This window comes from Actinoplanes sp. NPDC024001, from assembly GCF_040638955.1.
In the GTDB taxonomy this organism is placed as follows: domain Bacteria; phylum Actinomycetota; class Actinomycetes; order Mycobacteriales; family Micromonosporaceae; genus Actinoplanes.
The window spans coordinates 37,238-54,022 of sequence record NZ_JBEZZB010000020.1; the positions used below are offsets into that span (position 1 = coordinate 37,238).

Below are 16,785 nucleotides of genomic sequence, written 5' to 3' on the forward strand. Positions count from 1 at the left end.
CGGTTTGCGTTCGTCACTGCTGTCGCCGTGGCGTTGTCGGTGGGAATTCCACCAGGAGCGGTGCCGGAGGGCGGCGGCTGGCCGATCTCCGGCCTGTTCTCGGTGTTCCGGCAGGTGCCGGCGCTGGCCGAGGTGAGCGGTCTGCTGCCCAAGCAGCAGCAGGGCGGCGACCCGGGCGACGAGCACTACGTCGCGCCTGGTGAGACGCAGGCCAACGGTGGTGCCGGCAAGGCGCCGGGCCGTGGCGTCGGCGCCGTGGACGGTGAGATCACCAAGCCCGCGCCGCCGAAGGGCTTCCAGGCGCCGAAGGAGTCCGGCGAGGACAGCTTCGACGAGAAGACGAGCAAGCGGCTGCCGGAGAAGGCGACCACGACGATCGACGAGTTCCGGAACGCGGACGGCTCGATCACCCGGCGCATCCACAAGTCGCGGATCAACTACCGGGCGGCGGACGGCACCTACCAGCCGATCGACACCGACCTGGTCCGCGACGGCGACCGGCTGGAGATGGGCCCCAACTCCATCGACGTGGAGCTGGGTGCCCGCGGCACCGGTGACGAGAAGGCAGCGGCCACCCCCGCGACCGCTGCCCCGTCCGCGTCGGCGTCCGCCTCGCCTTCGGCATCGCCGTCCACCTCGGCTTCGCCGTCCACCTCGGCTTCGCCGTCCACCTCGCCCTCGGCTTCGCCGTCGGCCAGCGCTTCGCCGTCGGCTTCCACTCCGGCGCCGAAGGTCACCGGCGCCAAGCGGCTGAAGTCCGCCGACGAGGCTTTGGCCTCGCTCACCACGGCGTCCGGCCACACCATGGCGTACGACCTGGTCGGCGCCGCGGACGTGCCGGCGGCGGTGAAGGGCAACGTCGCGACGTACACCGAGATCCTGCCGGGCACCGACCTGGAGCTGCGCACGCTCTCGAACGGCCTCAAGGAGACCCTGATCCTGAAGTCGCCGGCCGCGGCGAACCAGTGGGTGTTCCCGCTGCGGCTGGAGGGCCTGACCCCGAAGCTGCAGGCCGACGGCTCGCTGAACCTCTACGACGCCAAGGGCGACGTGGCGCTGCGCATCCCGCGCGGCTACATGTGGGACTCGAAGATCAACCCGCAGTCGGGTGCGCCGGCCGAGTCGTCGAACATCACCTACGAGCTGATCACCGTCGACGGTGGGCCGGCGCTGCGGATGACCGCCGACCGGGCGTGGCTCAACGACCCGGCCCGGCAGTACCCGGTGCGGGTCGACCCGACACTGGAGACCTACGACACCGGTGACGTGTTCCTCGACGACAGCCGGTCCACCACGAACCACGACGGTGACAACCTGCCGGTCGGCACCTGGGACGCCGGCACCACCCGGTCCCGGTCGCTGATCCACTTCAACGACTTCGGCAAGGACGTCGGCGGCGACCAGATCACCGCCGCCAAGCTGTTCCTGTTCCACACCTGGTCCTACAACTGCACGAGCCACAAGCCGGTGTACGTGCGCCGGATCAACTCGGCGTGGACTGTGGCCCAGTTCCGCAACGACGGCCTGTTCGCCGATATGCCGTCGTACTCGGAGCCGATCGGCACGATGAACATCACGGACAACTACCCGGCGTGCCAGAACACCGGGGGTAGCCGGACGACCGGCGAGTACCGCTCGGTGTCGCTGGACACCGCGACGTTCAACGCCTGGTCGACCGGCAGCCTGCCGAACCACGGTCTGATGCTGACCGCCTCGGAGACCGACTCCACCGCGTTCAAGCGGTTCAACTCGGCCGAGACCGACTACGACCCGTACATCGAGATCACCTACAAGGTGAACGAGACGCCGCAGCTCAACGAGCAGTACCCGGGTTACGGCTACGCGGCGCCGACGTTGACGCCGGAGCTGATCGCGGACGCGCACGACGCGGACAACTGGCCGAAGTCGCTGACCTACGAGTTCCTGATCTACGGCAAGGACGCCAAGACCCAGATCGCCACCTCGACGCCGATCACCAAGAAGTCCTGGGTGGTTCCGCCGGGCACGCTGAAGTGGGGCGAGACCTACTACTGGGCGGTCAAGGTCTCCGACAGCCTGCTGCACAACGGCGCCTATCTGACGAAACATCTGCTGGTCACCCCGGTGCCGCAGCCGTCGATCACGTCCGGTTTGTCGCAGAACTCCGACCAGGGCTTCGACCCGGCGATCGGCAACTACACGACGGCCAGCCGGGACGCGATGGTCAACACGGTGGGTCCGCCGCTGGAGATCAGCCGGTCGTACAACAGCATCGACCCGCGGGCCGACCGGGCGTTCGGCGCGGGCTGGTCCAGCATCGCCGACGCCAAGGCCGTGGAGCGGTACACCACGGTGAATGGTGCAAGCGTCGTCAACACCGTGGTGGTGACCTACCCCAACGGTCGTGAGCTGGCGTTCGGCCGCAACAACGACAACACGTACTCGTCGCCGGCCGGTCGTTCCTCGAGCTTCTACCCGCTGACCGGTGGTGGGTACCGGCTGGTGGAGAAGGACGGCACCACCTACGAGTTCGGGCACAAGCTTGCGGACGGGCGGTTCGCGCTGTCGGCGGTCAAGGACCTCGGCGGGCGGACCCAGACGTTCACCTACACGAACAACCTGCTGACTCAGATCACCGCGGCGTCCGGACGGTCGCTGAAGCTGCACTGGTCCTCGACGACGCCCGCGCACGTGGAGTATGTGGCGACCGACCCGGTCACCCCCGGCGACTGGGATTCGGCGAACACCTGGTTCTACGAGTACTCCGGCAACACGCTGACGAAGGTGTGCCCGCCGACCAACTGGGGCGAGTGCCACACCTACCAGTACACGACCGGCCCGATCTATCAGACCGCCGTGGCGAACAGCCGGCCGCACTCGTACTGGCGGCTCAACGAGACCGCCGGCGGCACCGCCACCAGCTCGGTCCTGGAGAACGCGTACACCGACAACGGTTTCTACAGCAACGTGACGCTGGGCCAGCCGGGCCCGCTCACCGGCTCCACCTCGACCGCGACCGGGTTCACCGGCGCCACGGCGAACTCGCAGGTACGCGTGCCGGCGAACCTGGACAGCGACGCCAGCAACCAGGCGATCAGCATGTGGTTCAAGGCGCCCACCGGCAGCGGTGACGGTGTCCTGTACGGCTCGTCCTGGGAAGCGACGACCTCGACCGCGGCGACGACGATCGGCGCGTACAACCCGACGCTGTACATCGGCGCCAACGGCAAGCTGATGGGTACCTTCCCGAAGGCGCCGAAGCCGAACACCACCACGGTGCTCGGCACGCTGATGGCGACCGGTAACTCCGGTCAGTGCCTCTCCGTGCCGGGCAACTCGTCGGAGAACAGCGTCCGGCTGGCGCTGGCGCCCTGTTCGACGGCGGCGAACCAGCAGTGGACCTACACCTCCACCCGTGAGCTGCGGGTGACCACCGGTGGCGTGGTCAAGTGCATGGACGCCCAGGGCGACGGTTACAAGAACGGCGTCGACATCATCACCTACACCTGCAACGGCCAGACGAACCAGAAGTGGGACATCCGGGCCGACGGCAAGATCGTGGGGGAGAGCGCGGGCCTCTGCCTGGACTCGGTGGGCACCGGTCTGGCCACCGAGACCGGCGCGGAGATGCAGATCTGGGCCTGCGGCGCGGTACGCAAGGCGGACCAGTCGTTCGTGCCCCGCAACTACTCGGCGATGGAGTCGCCGACGGTCGTGGCCGACGGCAACTGGCACCACGTGGTGCTGTCCTCCAACGGCAACACGCAGGAGATGTACCTCGACGGCAAGCGGGTCGTCTCCGAGTCCGGCGTGACCGTGCAGGACATGACCGCGGTCACCTCGTACATCGGCAACGGCTACCTCGGTGGCGGCTGGCCGAACCAGTCGACCGGCAACACCACCCGTAACCAGGGCACGAAGAACGGCTTCACCGGCTCGATCGCCGAGGTCGCCTACTACGACACCGCCATCGGTCAGCAGGTGGTGGACGACGTCTGGGCCGCCCGCGAGCCGATCAGCCAGCTCACCCGCGTGGTGCGGCCGTCGACGAAGGCCACCGCGGTGGTCACGTACGACACCGCGACCGGCCGGGTCAAGCAGCTGACCGACGGCAACGGCACTGTGTGGAACCCGGCGGCGCCGGCGATCACCAAGACCACGAAGGTGCACGAGAGCGCGGTCCTGAGCGGGGCGCCGTCCAACTACTGGCGGATGGCCGAGACCGGCGCCATCTCGGCGGTGAACCAGGTCAACGGCAACACCGCCACCTACAGCAACGTCGGGCTCGGCACCCTGGCCGGCCCGTTCGGGGGCGGCACGACAGCGGGGTCCTTCGACGGCACCTCGTCGTACGTGACGCTGCCTCCGGAGGCGACACCCGCCGGCAACGGCTCGGTCTCGCTGTGGTTCAACACCACGACCGACGGCATCATCCTCGGTGAGAAGCCGGGTACCGGCAGCACCGGCCGGCCGATCCTGCCGACCATGTGGATCGGCGACGGCAAGCTGCAGGCGCTGACCCCGTCGACCATCCCGAACGGCACGTTCACCTGGCGCAACTTCGGCGGCAAGTGCCTCGACGTGCAGGGCAGCGCCACGGCCGACGGCACGCCCATCCAGGCGTGGACCTGCAACGGCACCGCCGCGCAGAACTGGACCGTCTACAAGAACACCGACAACACCAGCACTGTCCGGGCCTTCGGCAAGTGCCTGGACGTCAACGGCAGTGGCACCGCGCAGAAGACCAAGATCCAGCTGTGGACGTGCAACAACGGCGCGGCGCAGAAGTGGCAGCTGGGCAGCGGCGGCCTCTTCAAGAACCCGAACTCCAACCTGTGCCTCACCCCGTCGGCCATGAAGGAGACCCGGGAGCCGGTCGACGGCGCCGACGTGGTGCTCGGCACGTGCTCCGCGGTCCCGGACCGGATGTTGTCGCTGGGCCTGTCCAGCGCCAAGCCGGTGAACGACGGCAAGTGGCACAACGCCGTGCTCACCACGTCCGGCAGCACCCAGACGCTGTACGTCGACGGCGTGAAGGTCTCGTCGACCGGCTCGATCGCCCCGACGCTGCCGGCCGTCAAGCCGGAGTACCGCCTCGGCGGCGGAGCCATGTTCACCAAGACCTCCGACCCGATCTCGTCGAACACGACGACCGGGTTCTTCAAGGGCGGCATCGCCGAGGTCGCGTTCTACACCACGGTCCTCGACGCGAACCAGGCGGCGTACCAGTTCAAGTCCCGCGACGCCGCCCGGGCGGAGTCGGCCGGCGAGATCAAGTACGTGGTCAACGGCCCGCACAAGACCGAGACGTTCTACGACCTGATGTACGGCCGGAAGGTCGCTGACGTCGACCCGCGGGGTAAGACGACGCGGTACGGCTACAGCAGTAAGGGCTATCTGCGTACGGTCACTGACCCGCTGGGCAACATGGTGATCAACGAGCATGACGTGCGGGGCAACGTCGTGTCGATCACGAACTGTCAGGATCGGTCGGCGAACCTGTGCTCGACCAGCTATTCGAGCTACTTCCCGGACGCGACCAGCGAGAATCCGGCGTACAGCCCGAAGAACGACCGGTTGATGACGCAGCGGGGGCCGGGTTCGTCGTCGGCTTCGGATAACACGTACCTGACGACGTACACGTACGACGATCTGGGGAACCGGACCAGCGCGACCGATCCGCTGGGCCGGGTGACGACGATCGCGTACACCACCGGCAGTGCGCAGGGTGGGTATGCCGGTGCGACGCCGCCGGCGGGGTTGCCGTGGCGGGTGGTCAAGCCGGGTGGTGGGGTGCAGACGATTCTGTACAACGCCAGCGGTGACATCGCCGAGGTGACCGACCCGGCCGGGATGGTGACCCGGTACGAGTACGACGGCCTGGGGCGGACCACCAAGGAGATCGAGGTGGTCAACGGTCAGCCGGCCGCGACCACGTCGTTCACCCACGACCGCCTGGACCGGGTCGTGACGGTGACGGACCCGGCGGTGACGAACGCGGTCACGGGCGCGGTGCACACCCCGGTGACGACCCTGTCGTACAACGTGGATGGCCAGCTGACCTCGGAGTCGGTGTCGGACGCGACCGGTGGCGACGCGAGCCGGGCGGTGTCGTACGAGTACGACGACTTCGGCCGCCGTAAGTTCGAGATCGATCAGCTGGGTAACCGGACGGAGTACGAGTACGACGCGTATGGCCGGGTGAGCCGGGAGATTCACCCGGATGGCACGGCGGTGCGCACCGAGTACGACGGCCTGGGCAACGAGCTGGCGACGTATGCGGAGAAGACTCGCGGTGACGCGAACGCGGTGCGGGTGCAGTCGATGGCGTACGACGACGCGGGCCGGTTGGCGTCGACGACCGATGCGATGGGGTGGACGACCGAGTACACGTACACGGACAACAATCTGCTGTCGACGGTGACGCGTCTGGACGGCAAGGGCCAGTCGTTCGTGATGGAGAAGAATCAGTACGACGCGGCCGGTAATCAGACGATTCAGTGGACGAACAACAACGGGGCGATCACCACTCGCAACTATGACAATGCCGGGCGGAACACGTCGGCGACGTTTGATCCGTCGAACCCGTATTGGACGGGGGAGAGCCCGCGGACGACGGATTACAGCTATTCGGTCAATGACGAGGTGCTGTCCACGACGGTGCGGCAGGCGTCGACGCAGTACGGGTTCTCGGAGACGATGTACGACCGGCTCGGGCGGGCGTTGGCGCAGACGACGTACAACTCGGCCGGGTTGACGCCGGTGTTGCGCTGGCGGATGGACCAGAGTTCGGGCACCAAGACCGTGGACGCGGCTGGTAACGGTCCGGGCGCGGTGGCGGGTCCGGTGACGTGGTCGACCGAGCGTGGCGGTGCGGCGTCGTTCAACGGCACGGCCGGTTCGATTGCGACCAACCTTCCGGTGGTGGACAGCAGCCGCCCGTACACGCTGGCCGCGTGGGCGAAGCTGGACAACAAGGACGCTGACCGGTTCGTGGCGTCGATGTCGGGTGACATCGGCAGTTCGGCGCTGAAGTTGCTGTACCACAAGGCTTCTGATGCGTGGCAGGCGACGCTGGCGGTGCGTAACCCGGACGGGACCGTGTCGTGGGAGTCGGCGACGACCACGGTGAAGGCGACGGCGGGGGTGTGGACGCACCTGGCGGTCACGGTGGATCCGGGCAGCCGGGCGGTGAAGATTTACGTCGGCGGCAGCGAGTCGGCGTCGGTGACGGGGACGCGGCCGTTCAACAACCTGGCGACCGGGCTGTTGGTCGGTGCGCAGAACGTCGACAGCGGGTTCTTCTCCGGTCAGATCGATGACGTGCAGGCGTACCAGAAGGTGCTCTCCAGCGCGGAGATCGGGCAGGTGCTCTCGGGTGCGGCGCCGGCGGCGACCGCGACGGTGACCCGGACCAGCTACACCCTCACGAAGGACGGTTCGGTCACTTCGGTGACGGACCCGAACGGCAACACCACGACGGTGGCGAACGATGAGGTCGGCCGGGCGGTGCGGACCACGTCGCCGGCGGTGAACACCGTGGTTGGTGAGGGCAACCCGGTCAGTGCGGTGTCGGTGTCGCGGGTGGGTTACAACACCTTCGGCGAGGCGACGCATCAGCAGGATCCGAACGGCAACACGACGATCGCCCGCTACGACGCGGTCGGTCAGATCGTGCAGACCGAGCTGCCCAAGTACACCCCGCCGGGATCGGACACGGCGATCACGCCGGTCACGATCGCGGAGTACAACGCGGTGGGCCAGGTCAAGTCGACCACCGACCCGCTGAACAAGAAGACGTCGTACGAGTACGACCTGTTCGGCCGCACCACCAAGGTGATCGCGCCGGACACCGGGATCACGCAGTACGAGTACAACGCGAACGGTGAGTTGCTCAAGCACACTGACCCGAACGGGGCGGTGGCGAGCGCGACCTACGACTACCTGGGCCGGACGCTGACCACGTCGCAGGCGGTGCGGCAGACGAGCCAGGTGCACACCACCGAGTACACGTACGGGACCAACGGGGCGAGCCCGTGGCCGACGCAGGTGAAGTCGGCGGCTGGGGTGGTTACCCGGTTCGGCTACAACCGGGCCGGCGAGCAGACCACCGTCACGGACGCGAACAACAAGACCAGCACGACGACGTATGACCCGCTCGGCCGCCCGATCAAGGCCACCGCGCCGGACGGTTCGTACTCCACGGTGACCTACGACTTCGCCGGTCGCACGGTTGGCTCGGCCGACTATTCGGCGGCGGGCGTGCTGCTGCGGTCGAGTTCGCAGGAGTACGACCGGGCGGGTAACCCGATCTCATCGACGGATGCCCGTGGGGTGAAGCGGGAATTCGCCTTCGACGCTCTGGGTCAGTTGGTGTCGCAGAAGGAGCCGATCAGCGGCTCGGACGCGATCGTCACGTCCTTCGGGTACGACTTGGCGGGTCAGCAGACCCGGTTCACCGATGGTCGGGGCAACAAGTTCATCACTACCTACAACCCGTGGGGCCTGGTCGCCTCGCAGATCGAACCGGCGACCACCAAGACCCCGGCGCTGGCGGACCGCACGTTCTCCATGTCCTATGACGCGGGTGGCCGGATGGTCCGGATGGATTCGCCGGGCGGGGTGTCGGTCAGCTCGGAGTACGACGAGATGGGCCGGCTGACCAAGAGTTCCGGTACGGGTGCGCAGGCGGTCACCAAGGACCGGTTGTTCGACTACGACTTGACCGGGCGGATCACCTCGTTCACCGGCGCCGCGGGTGAGAACACGGTGACCTACGACGACCGTGGTCTGGTCACCGCGATCGCCGGTGTCTCGGGCAACTCGTCGTACAAGTACAACGCCGACGGCGCGCTCACGGAGCGCACCGACGCGGCGGGGGCGACGGCCTACACCTACGACGGTCTGGGCCGGCTGTCGACGCTGATCAACACGGACGCGGGGACGAACCTGTCCTACGGTTATGACGACCTGTCGCGGGTCAAGACGATCTCGTATGCCGGTGGGAACAAGCGGACCTTCGGCTTTAACGATCTGAGCCAGTTGACCAGCGACGAGATGACCACGTCGGCTGGTGCGAGCGTGGCGAAGATTGCGTATGAGTGGGATCTGACCGACAACCTGACGAAGAAGACCACCACGGGCTTCAACGGGGCGTCGACCAACTCCTACACGTACGACTTCGCCGGTCGCCTGACCGGCTGGGACAACGGCGTCACGCCGGTGGTGTACGCCTACGACAAGTCCGGCAACCGGGTCCAGGCCGGCTCGAAGACGTTCACGTACGACGAACGCAATCAGCTGCTGTCGGATTCGGCCGGCACGTCGTATCAGTACTCCGCGCGCGGCACCCTGGTGTCTAGCACGACGAACGGGGTCACGACCAACACGGTCACCGACGCGTTCAACCAGGTCATCTCGCAGGGCACCAAGACCGGTACGCAGTCGAACTACAGCTACGACGGCCTGGGCCGGGTCATCCAGTCCGGCTTCGCCTACACGGGTCTCGGTAACGACCTGGCCGCCGACGGCACCAACACCTACGTCCGCGACATCACCAATGATCTGGTCGGGGTGAAGTCGGGTGCCAACCAGCGGCTGGCGTGGACCGACATCCACACCGACGTGGTCGGCGAGTTCACGGCGACCGGGACGACGTTGACCGGGTCGGTGTCCTACGACCCGTGGGGCAAGATCCTCGCCAGTGGCGGCATGGTCGGCAAGCTGGGTTACCAGCAGGAGTGGACCGACCAGGGCACCGGCAAGGTCAACATGTGGTCGCGCTGGTACGACCCGGAGACCGGCGCCTTCGACACCCGAGACACCGCGACCAACAGCCCCACCCCGGCATCCGGCGCGGCCAACCGGTTCGCCTACGCCGAGGGTGACCCGCTGGGCAACACCGACACCACCGGTAACGCGGTGGACGGGAAGTGCGGCGAGTACGACTACGCGTGCGCGCTGAAGAAGTACCAGGCGGCGTTGTCGCAGTACAACCAGGCGATGGAGGCCCGCGAACGCGGGATGCAGGCCGCTAGCGCCGAGATCGCCCGTCAGGAGGCCGAGTTCGCGCGGGCCGAGCGGGAGAGCCAGACGTCGCTGTACGACATCCTGCTGCAGGTTGGTGTCAGCCTGCTGCTGGACCTGATCGGTTACACGGCGCTGGTGGGTTGTATCGGCGGCAGCCTGATGGACTGTGCGGATCTGGCCAGTAGTGCGGTCGGTTTCGTCAAGGCCATCAAGATGGGCAAGCAGATCTGGAACGCCGTCCAGAACGCCTTCGCCGGCTATCGGATGTGGCAACGGATCGTCGACGGCGCGCGCACGGCGATGCGCACGGCGCAGAACATGATTCAGCAGGCGCGTAAGCACCTGACGGATCTGATGCAGAAGAAGCCGAAGAAGCCCAAGCCGCCGAAAAAGAAGAAGAAGCCGCCGACAAAGAAGAAGCCCAAGCCCAAGGCGAAGCCGCAGCCGAAGCCGAAGCCGTCCAAGCCGGCGCAGAAGCCGAAGGCGAACCCGAAGCCGAAGCAGCAGGAGAAGCCGAAGGACACCAAGCCGTCCAAGCAGAAGGAAGAGCGGAAGGACCGTAAGGAGCGGGAGGAGAACCGCGAGCGCGACACCGACCAACGCCCCGAACCTGAGGGCGAAGGGTCGTGCCCGTACACGCCGCCGCTGTCAATGACTGGGAAGAAGCACAGCTTCGACCCGTCGACGCGGGTGCTGATGGCCGACGGCACCACCCGGCCGATCTCCGAGATCAACCTCGGCGACGAGGTCATGGCCAAGGACCCGGTCACCGGCGAGCAGGGCGCGCGGCAGGTCACCCTGCTCCACTCCAACCGCGACCTCGAACTGACCGACGTCACCGTCTCGAACAAGCCGGCCGACGAGGCCAAGCGAACCGTCAACGAGGGCAAGGGCGACCGCAGTACCCGCGGACCGACCGAGTCGTCGGTTCTCGAGACCACGGCACACCACCCCTTCTGGGACGCCACCACCGGCGAATGGGTCAACGCAGCCGACCTCAAGCCAGGCATCTCAACCCTGGTGGGGCCGGACGGACAGCTCCAGTACGTCACCGCTGTCCGCAACTTCGCCGGGGCGGAGGTGATGCGTGACCTCACGGTCGCCGACATCCACACCTACTTCGTCATCGCCGGCAACGAACCGGTTCTCGTTCACAACTGTGGCGAGGATCAGTACGACCACGAGGTGTCGACGCCCGACGGCACCGGGTGGACAACGCGCTATGGCGCTTTGGACGACCAGGGCCGTGCGACATTCGCGTCGACGACGCTGCACCCCGGCAGTATCCCGAAGGGCACCCCGGCTGCACGAGACTGGGAACCGCCGGGATGGAGTGGAAACGGAAGGGACCACAACGAGGCTCGTGGTCACCTCCTAGGCAACAAACTCGGTGGCGTGGGAACGGGGCACGCAAAGAGGCATAACATTGTTACGCTCCAGCAAAAGCCTCTGAATAGCCCGTTCATGCGGGACCAGATCGAGAAGATGATCTATGACCATGTCAACGCGGAGAAGGAGATAGTCCAGTACACTGTCACGGCGATATACACACCAGGTAAGAAAGCGCCGCGCGGGCTCCGTGTTCAGGCGTATGGGAACAAGGGGTTCGAGCTGGATGTGAGCCTGGTCAATCCTGGTGGAAAGTGACGAGCGAGTTGGGGCGTGAGTTGGTTGAACGAGTTCGTTGAGCGGCTGGTGGCGCTTGTTCCGCCTCCGCCCCCACGTTCACAAGTAGACTTGCCGGATTGGGACGAGGTCGAGCGCACTCTCGGATTTCCTCTTCCCGAGGACTACAAGGAGCTGGTCAACTTATATGGGCCAGGAACCTTTGATGACTTCCTTGTGGTGTTTCAGCCCAATTCTTCGTCTCAGTACTCGGAGCTGACACACGCTATTGCCGAAGGTGCGGATTCGTTGCGGAGTTATGCGGATAGCGGTGAAGCGCTGCCTGTGCCGATCGATCAGCTGCTGGCGATAGCCGGTACTGACAATGGCGACACGGTGTACTGGGTGCGTGAACCCGGGGCCTCCCCGGATCGATGGCGAATTGGCGTTAATGGTGCTAGAGACTTCGACGAATGGTACCTGTACGAAAGTGGGCTGGCTCAATTCCTTGTCTCTGTGCTGAGTCGTGAGTGGGTCGTTCCTGCTTTTCCCGAAGATTTCCCTTACCCCGATAGGGCGCCTGTTTTCAACTCGCGCCTTCCCGAACAGGAGTCCTGACCGGCTCCGGGATCGGTTCTCTTGCGATTGCGGCCTGCTTGCTGTCCGCTGAGCAGGTCCGTGAGGCGGCGGCACCGCATGTGGTCGTGGTGACCACATGCGGTGGTGGCGTCGAGCCTCCCCGGTCGGCCCCGTTGCGCGGACGCATGAGGGCCGGCGTTCAGGGAACCCTGGCGGCTGTTTGGACGCAGCGGCTGATCGTGCTGCTACCGGCGGCGCGGTCGAGCAGCGTGCGCCGGTCTTGGCGCAAGCGCGCGGACAGCCCGAGGATGATCGCGGCCAGCAAGACCAAGCTGGTGTAGCCGGTGTTCTGGAGGATCGACACCGGGAGCCACCAGAGCAGGTAGCGCAGCCACACCGCTCGCGCTGGGCTGGGGGAGGACAGCGTCAGGTAGAACGTGGCCTGGCCGAGTGTGGCGTGGTCGGCCCGGTAGAGCGGGACGGCCAGCGTGCTGACCGCGTAGACCAGCACGGAGACCACGAACCTCATCGGGCCGGCCTGCAACCCGGCCAGCAGCAGGACCACGAGCACGGCGGTGCTGAACAGGTAGGCGATCAGGAAGTCGGCCAGCACGGCGAATGCCCGGCGGGGCAGCCCGGCCGGGTCCGGGTGGGTCAGGGGGACCGGCTCGGGGGCCGGGAGCAGGCGGGCGGTTGCGGCCGCGAGGAGCCAGCCGGCGACCGTACCGAAAGTGTTGGTGATGAGGTCGCCGGTGTCGGCGACGCGGTAGGGGCAGGGGTAGATGCCGAAGATGGCGGTGCCCTGGGTGGTCTCGATGAGCAGGGAGACAGCCAGGCCTATCGCCGTCGAGACCAGCAGGGTGCGGCGGAAGCGGTAGCGCAGCAGGTAGCCCAGCGGCATGAACAGCAGGACGTTCAGCGCAACCTGCAGGATCGCGGAGCGGCTGGCGGCCAGGTCGTTCAGCGGGTTCAGGTTGTGGCGGGCGCAGACTTCGACGATGTCGGAGGGCAGCGGGAACAGGGTGTAGGCCACCAAACCGCACAGGTAGAGGACCTCCAGCGCGGCCAGGACCGCGGACCAGCCGCGCAGCCGGCCGAACCGGCGGTATTGATGATGGATCCACGGCAGGGCCAGCAGCGGCACCAGCGAGGCGAAGAAGAGAACGGCGATGAGGGCGTCGGTGATCTCGCTGCCGGGCGTCATGCGGATCCTGTTGCCCGTCCGCAACGGGGAAACAACGGCTAGTGATCGACGTCGCGTCATTCGCGGCGGATGAGGACAGCGCGGCCGGGGCCGGGGGACGCTCGCAGCCATGGTGGGGGCAAGCGCGAGCGTGACCGAGTCCGACCTGGACCGGATGGTCGGGCGGCTCTTCCTCGACACGCCCCGGCAGCGGTCGGCGTTCTGGGTGCTGCTCGTGCTTGCGGCGGTCATCGCCACCGCGGGTGTGGTGGCGGACTCCGACGCGACCGTGATCGGCGCGATGATCGTCGCGCCGTTGATGACGCCGATCCTGGGTACCGCGTATGGGCTGGTGCTTGCGGATCGCCGGCATGTGGTGGCGAGCACGCTGCTGGTCGTTGCCGGTGCGGCGCTCGTGGTGGGGATCGGCTATCTGGTGGGACTGCTCGTCCCGGGGCCGATCGTGGCGGACACCAACTCGCAGGTGGCGTCGCGGGTGGATCCCGAGCTCATCGACCTGGTGTCGGCGCTCGCGACCGGGGCGGTCGGCGCCTTCGCCCTGGTGCGGTCAGATGTCTCCGACACGCTGCCGGGGGTGGCGATCGCGATCTCGCTGGTGCCGCCGCTGGCCGTGGTCGGGCTGACCCTGGAGTCGGGGGCGCCGGGTCAGGCGGCGGGGGCGTTTCTGCTGTTCGCCACGAACGTCGCTGCGATCGTCGCGACGTCGACCGGGGTGCTGCTGGGCTACCGGGTACGGGCGGCAGCCGTCGCCGTCGGCCGGCCGGTCGGGCAGCTGCGCGCCCGTACCGTGATCGTCGTCGGGGTGGCCGTGGTCCTGGTGGCCGTGCCGCTGACGATCGGCAGTGTCCAGGCGTTCCGGGCGCAGGCGGCCGTCTCGGCCGCCCGGCCGGTGACGGAAAGCTGGGCCCAGGCGCAGGCCTGGAGCGTCGTCGACGTCAGCGTCCAGCAGGGAATTCTGCAGGTGGTGGCGGCCGGGCCGCCGCCGGCGGCCGACAGCACGACATTGCGCCAGGAGCTGGACCAGGCGGGCGTGACCATGCCGGTGCGGCTGTCACTGATCCTCGGCGGCACGCGAGACCTGCCGCAGGTACAGCCGGGCTAAGGCCGGCCCGGCGGGAACCTGGCCCGCCCCGGCGGTGTCGAAAGAGCATGAGGAGGCCCACCGCCATCGTCGCTGCCCTGCTGCTCGCCGGATGCACCGCGACCGACGGCCAACCGGACCCGGTGGCCTCGGCCCCGCCCTGCGGCTCGCCGGTCAGCACCGGCCCGCTGCCGGAATGGGCGCGGGCCGGCTTCTCCGGGGACGGCGCGGGCATCGAGCACGTGCTCGGCGACCGCGGTGAGATCGCCGCCATCCTGTTCGGCGCGCCGCTGAGCAGCCCGCCGGCCGAGGGCCGCAACAACAAGATCCTCTGGGTGTCCCGGCAGCCGGTCGACACCCCCGCCCAGCTGGAGATCGCCGGCGTGCTGGACGGCACCGACGTCCGGGCTGCGCGGACCGTGCCGGGCGGGCCGGGCCCGTCGATCGTCGACCTGCCCCGCGCGGGCTGCTGGCGGCTCACCCTGACCTGGTCCGGCCGCACCGACTCGATGGATCTGATCTACGAGTAGGAGCGGGCGGGCACGCCGGCCTGGCGGCACCGGACACGCGGCGCACCCTATTCCCGGCCGGAAGAGCTCGAGGTTGTCGCGAACGTCTCTCGCCCGGAGCCCGGTGACGGCGCGCTGATGTGATGGCATGGGATGGGTATGACGTACCAGGCGGCCACCGCCCGGTGAGCAGCTGACAGGAGGACGCATGGAGTCGCGTACCGATCTCGTCGAAGACCTGATGGCCCGCTTCCCGCACGTGCCGCGCGAGGCGGTCATCAAGGAGGACCTGCTGCGGGGCGGGCTCGCCTTCGACGACGCGGCACTGACCGACAACGAGAACGGCGAGGTCAAGCCGAAGTCGTACTTCATCTTCTCGTTCGACCACCGGACGCTGCCGGAGCTCGGCGCCGCCGCGCTGCGGCGGCCGCCGGAGGAGATCGTGCTCACCGGCGGGCCCTACGACCTGCGGCGTACGGTCGTGTCGGTGCGCACCAACCCGGACTCGCCGTACCGGGTGAAGCCGGACGCGGACGGGCGGCTGATGCTCTTCCTCGACGGCCGGGCCATCGCCGAGGTGGGGCTGCCGCCGATGCCGGACTACTACCGGCACACCCTCGCCAACGGCAAGCAGGTGATGGAGGTCGCCCCGACGATCCAGTGGGGCTACCTCGTCTACCTGACCGTCTTCCGGGTCTGCCAGTACTTCGGCGCCAAGGAGGAGTGCCAGTACTGCGACATCAACCACAACTGGCGCCAGCACAAGGCGGCCGGCCGGCCGTACACCGGGGTGAAGCCGATCGACGAGGTCCTGGAAGCCCTCGCGATCATCGACAAGCACGACACGCTCCAGGCGTCGAAGGCGTACACGCTGACCGGCGGCAGCGTCACCTCGCACGTCGGCGGGAAGGCCGAGGCCGACTTCTACGGCCAGTACGCGCAGGCGATCGAGGAGCGGTTCCCGGGCCGGTGGATCGGCAAGGTGGTCGCCCAGGCGCTGCCCCGGGCCGACGTGCAGCGGTTCCACGACTACGGGATCCGGATCTACCACCCCAACTACGAGGTGTGGGACAAGCGGCTCTTCGAGCTGTACTGCCCGGGCAAGGAGCGCTATGTGGGCCGCGAGGAGTGGCACCGCCGCATCCTCGACTCCGCGGAGATCTTCGGGCCGCGCAACGTGATCCCCAACTTCGTCGCCGGCATCGAGATGGCCGAACCGTTCGGGTTCCGCACCGTGGACGAGGCCATCGACTCGACCGCCGAGGGTCTGCACTACTTCATGTCGCGCGGCATCACCCCGCGGTTCACCACGTGGTGCCCGGAGCCGACGACGCCGCTGGGCCGGACCAACCCGAACGGCGCGCCGCTGGAGTACCACATCCGCCTGCTGGAGACGTACCGGGCGACCATGGACGAGTACGGCCTGTCCAGCCCGCCCGGTTACGGCCCGGCCGGTCCCGGCAACGCGGTCTTCTCGGTCAGCTCGTTCATGGACAGCCTGCCCGCCGAATCGTGACCATGATCGACTTCGGTGTCGAACATGCGTACGATCGCGGCATGGGCACCACCAGGCCGGAACGTGAAGAACCGTTGGCGCGGGCGGCGTATGTTGCCGCCGCGCGCCGTTTCGTCCAGGCGGTCTCCGCCCTGCTCGCCCGCGGCGTGCCGATCGACCCGGGCGCGCCGGGCCAGGTCCGGGACTGGACCGCGGCCGACGTCGCCGTGCTGCAGGAGCTCTACGGGTCGCTCGGCGAGATGATCCGTGCCCGCCGTTTCTGGGACGGGTTGCGGCGCTGAGC

The 16,785-nt window shown here is 67.7% G+C and carries 7 protein-coding genes; 6 read left to right on the forward strand and 1 reads right to left on the reverse strand.

Features of this window, described 5'->3' with window-relative positions; translation table 11 throughout:
- The first annotated feature begins 39 nt into the window (after positions 1–39).
- On the forward strand, positions 40–11,655 hold the full coding sequence (locus AB0F81_RS10600) for a ricin-type beta-trefoil lectin domain protein (protein ID WP_360194250.1): 11,616 nt from the start codon (positions 40–42) through the stop codon (positions 11,653–11,655).
- A gap of 15 nt (positions 11,656–11,670) precedes the next feature.
- The gene (locus AB0F81_RS10605) at positions 11,671–12,231 is read left to right on the forward strand and encodes an SMI1/KNR4 family protein (protein WP_360194253.1); all 561 of its coding nucleotides are present in this window, start codon (positions 11,671–11,673) and stop codon (positions 12,229–12,231) included.
- A 160-nt stretch (positions 12,232–12,391) separates the two neighbouring features.
- Here the strand turns inward: AB0F81_RS10605 and AB0F81_RS10610 are convergent, their stop codons facing one another.
- Positions 12,392–13,396 (reverse strand): VanZ family protein, encoded by a 1,005-nt coding sequence (locus AB0F81_RS10610; protein WP_360194256.1) that lies wholly within the window; start codon positions 13,394–13,396, stop codon positions 12,392–12,394.
- A 109-nt stretch (positions 13,397–13,505) separates the two neighbouring features.
- On the opposite strand from AB0F81_RS10610, the gene AB0F81_RS10615 reads away from it, so the two are divergent.
- From AB0F81_RS10615 to AB0F81_RS10630, 4 genes are all read left to right on the forward strand, one after another.
- Positions 13,506–14,498, forward strand: a complete 993-nt coding sequence (locus tag AB0F81_RS10615; RefSeq protein WP_360194259.1) for a DUF389 domain-containing protein — start codon at positions 13,506–13,508, stop codon at positions 14,496–14,498.
- A 47-nt stretch (positions 14,499–14,545) separates the two neighbouring features.
- Entirely contained in the window at positions 14,546–15,007 is a 462-nt protein-coding gene (locus tag AB0F81_RS10620) for a hypothetical protein (protein WP_360194263.1), read from the forward strand.
- Positions 15,008–15,194: 187 nt separating this feature from the next.
- The gene (locus AB0F81_RS10625) at positions 15,195–16,502 is read left to right on the forward strand and encodes a radical SAM protein (RefSeq protein WP_360194266.1); all 1,308 of its coding nucleotides are present in this window, start codon (positions 15,195–15,197) and stop codon (positions 16,500–16,502) included.
- A gap of 41 nt (positions 16,503–16,543) precedes the next feature.
- The gene (locus AB0F81_RS10630; protein WP_360194269.1) at positions 16,544–16,783 is read left to right on the forward strand and encodes a hypothetical protein; all 240 of its coding nucleotides are present in this window, start codon (positions 16,544–16,546) and stop codon (positions 16,781–16,783) included.
- Positions 16,784–16,785 lie beyond the last annotated feature (2 nt).

Excerpts from the sequence above, each read along its gene's own strand:
- AB0F81_RS10615 (WP_360194259.1), top strand. The coding sequence starts at position 13,506 with ATGGTGGGGGCAAGCGCGAGCGTGACCGAGTCCGACCTGGACCGGATG.
- AB0F81_RS10630 (WP_360194269.1), top strand. The coding sequence starts at position 16,544 with ATGGGCACCACCAGGCCGGAACGTGAAGAACCGTTGGCGCGGGCGGCG.
- AB0F81_RS10610 (WP_360194256.1), bottom strand. The coding sequence starts at position 13,396 with ATGACGCCCGGCAGCGAGATCACCGACGCCCTCATCGCCGTTCTCTTC.
- AB0F81_RS10620 (WP_360194263.1), top strand. The coding sequence starts at position 14,546 with ATGAGGAGGCCCACCGCCATCGTCGCTGCCCTGCTGCTCGCCGGATGC.
- AB0F81_RS10625 (WP_360194266.1), top strand. The coding sequence starts at position 15,195 with ATGGAGTCGCGTACCGATCTCGTCGAAGACCTGATGGCCCGCTTCCCG.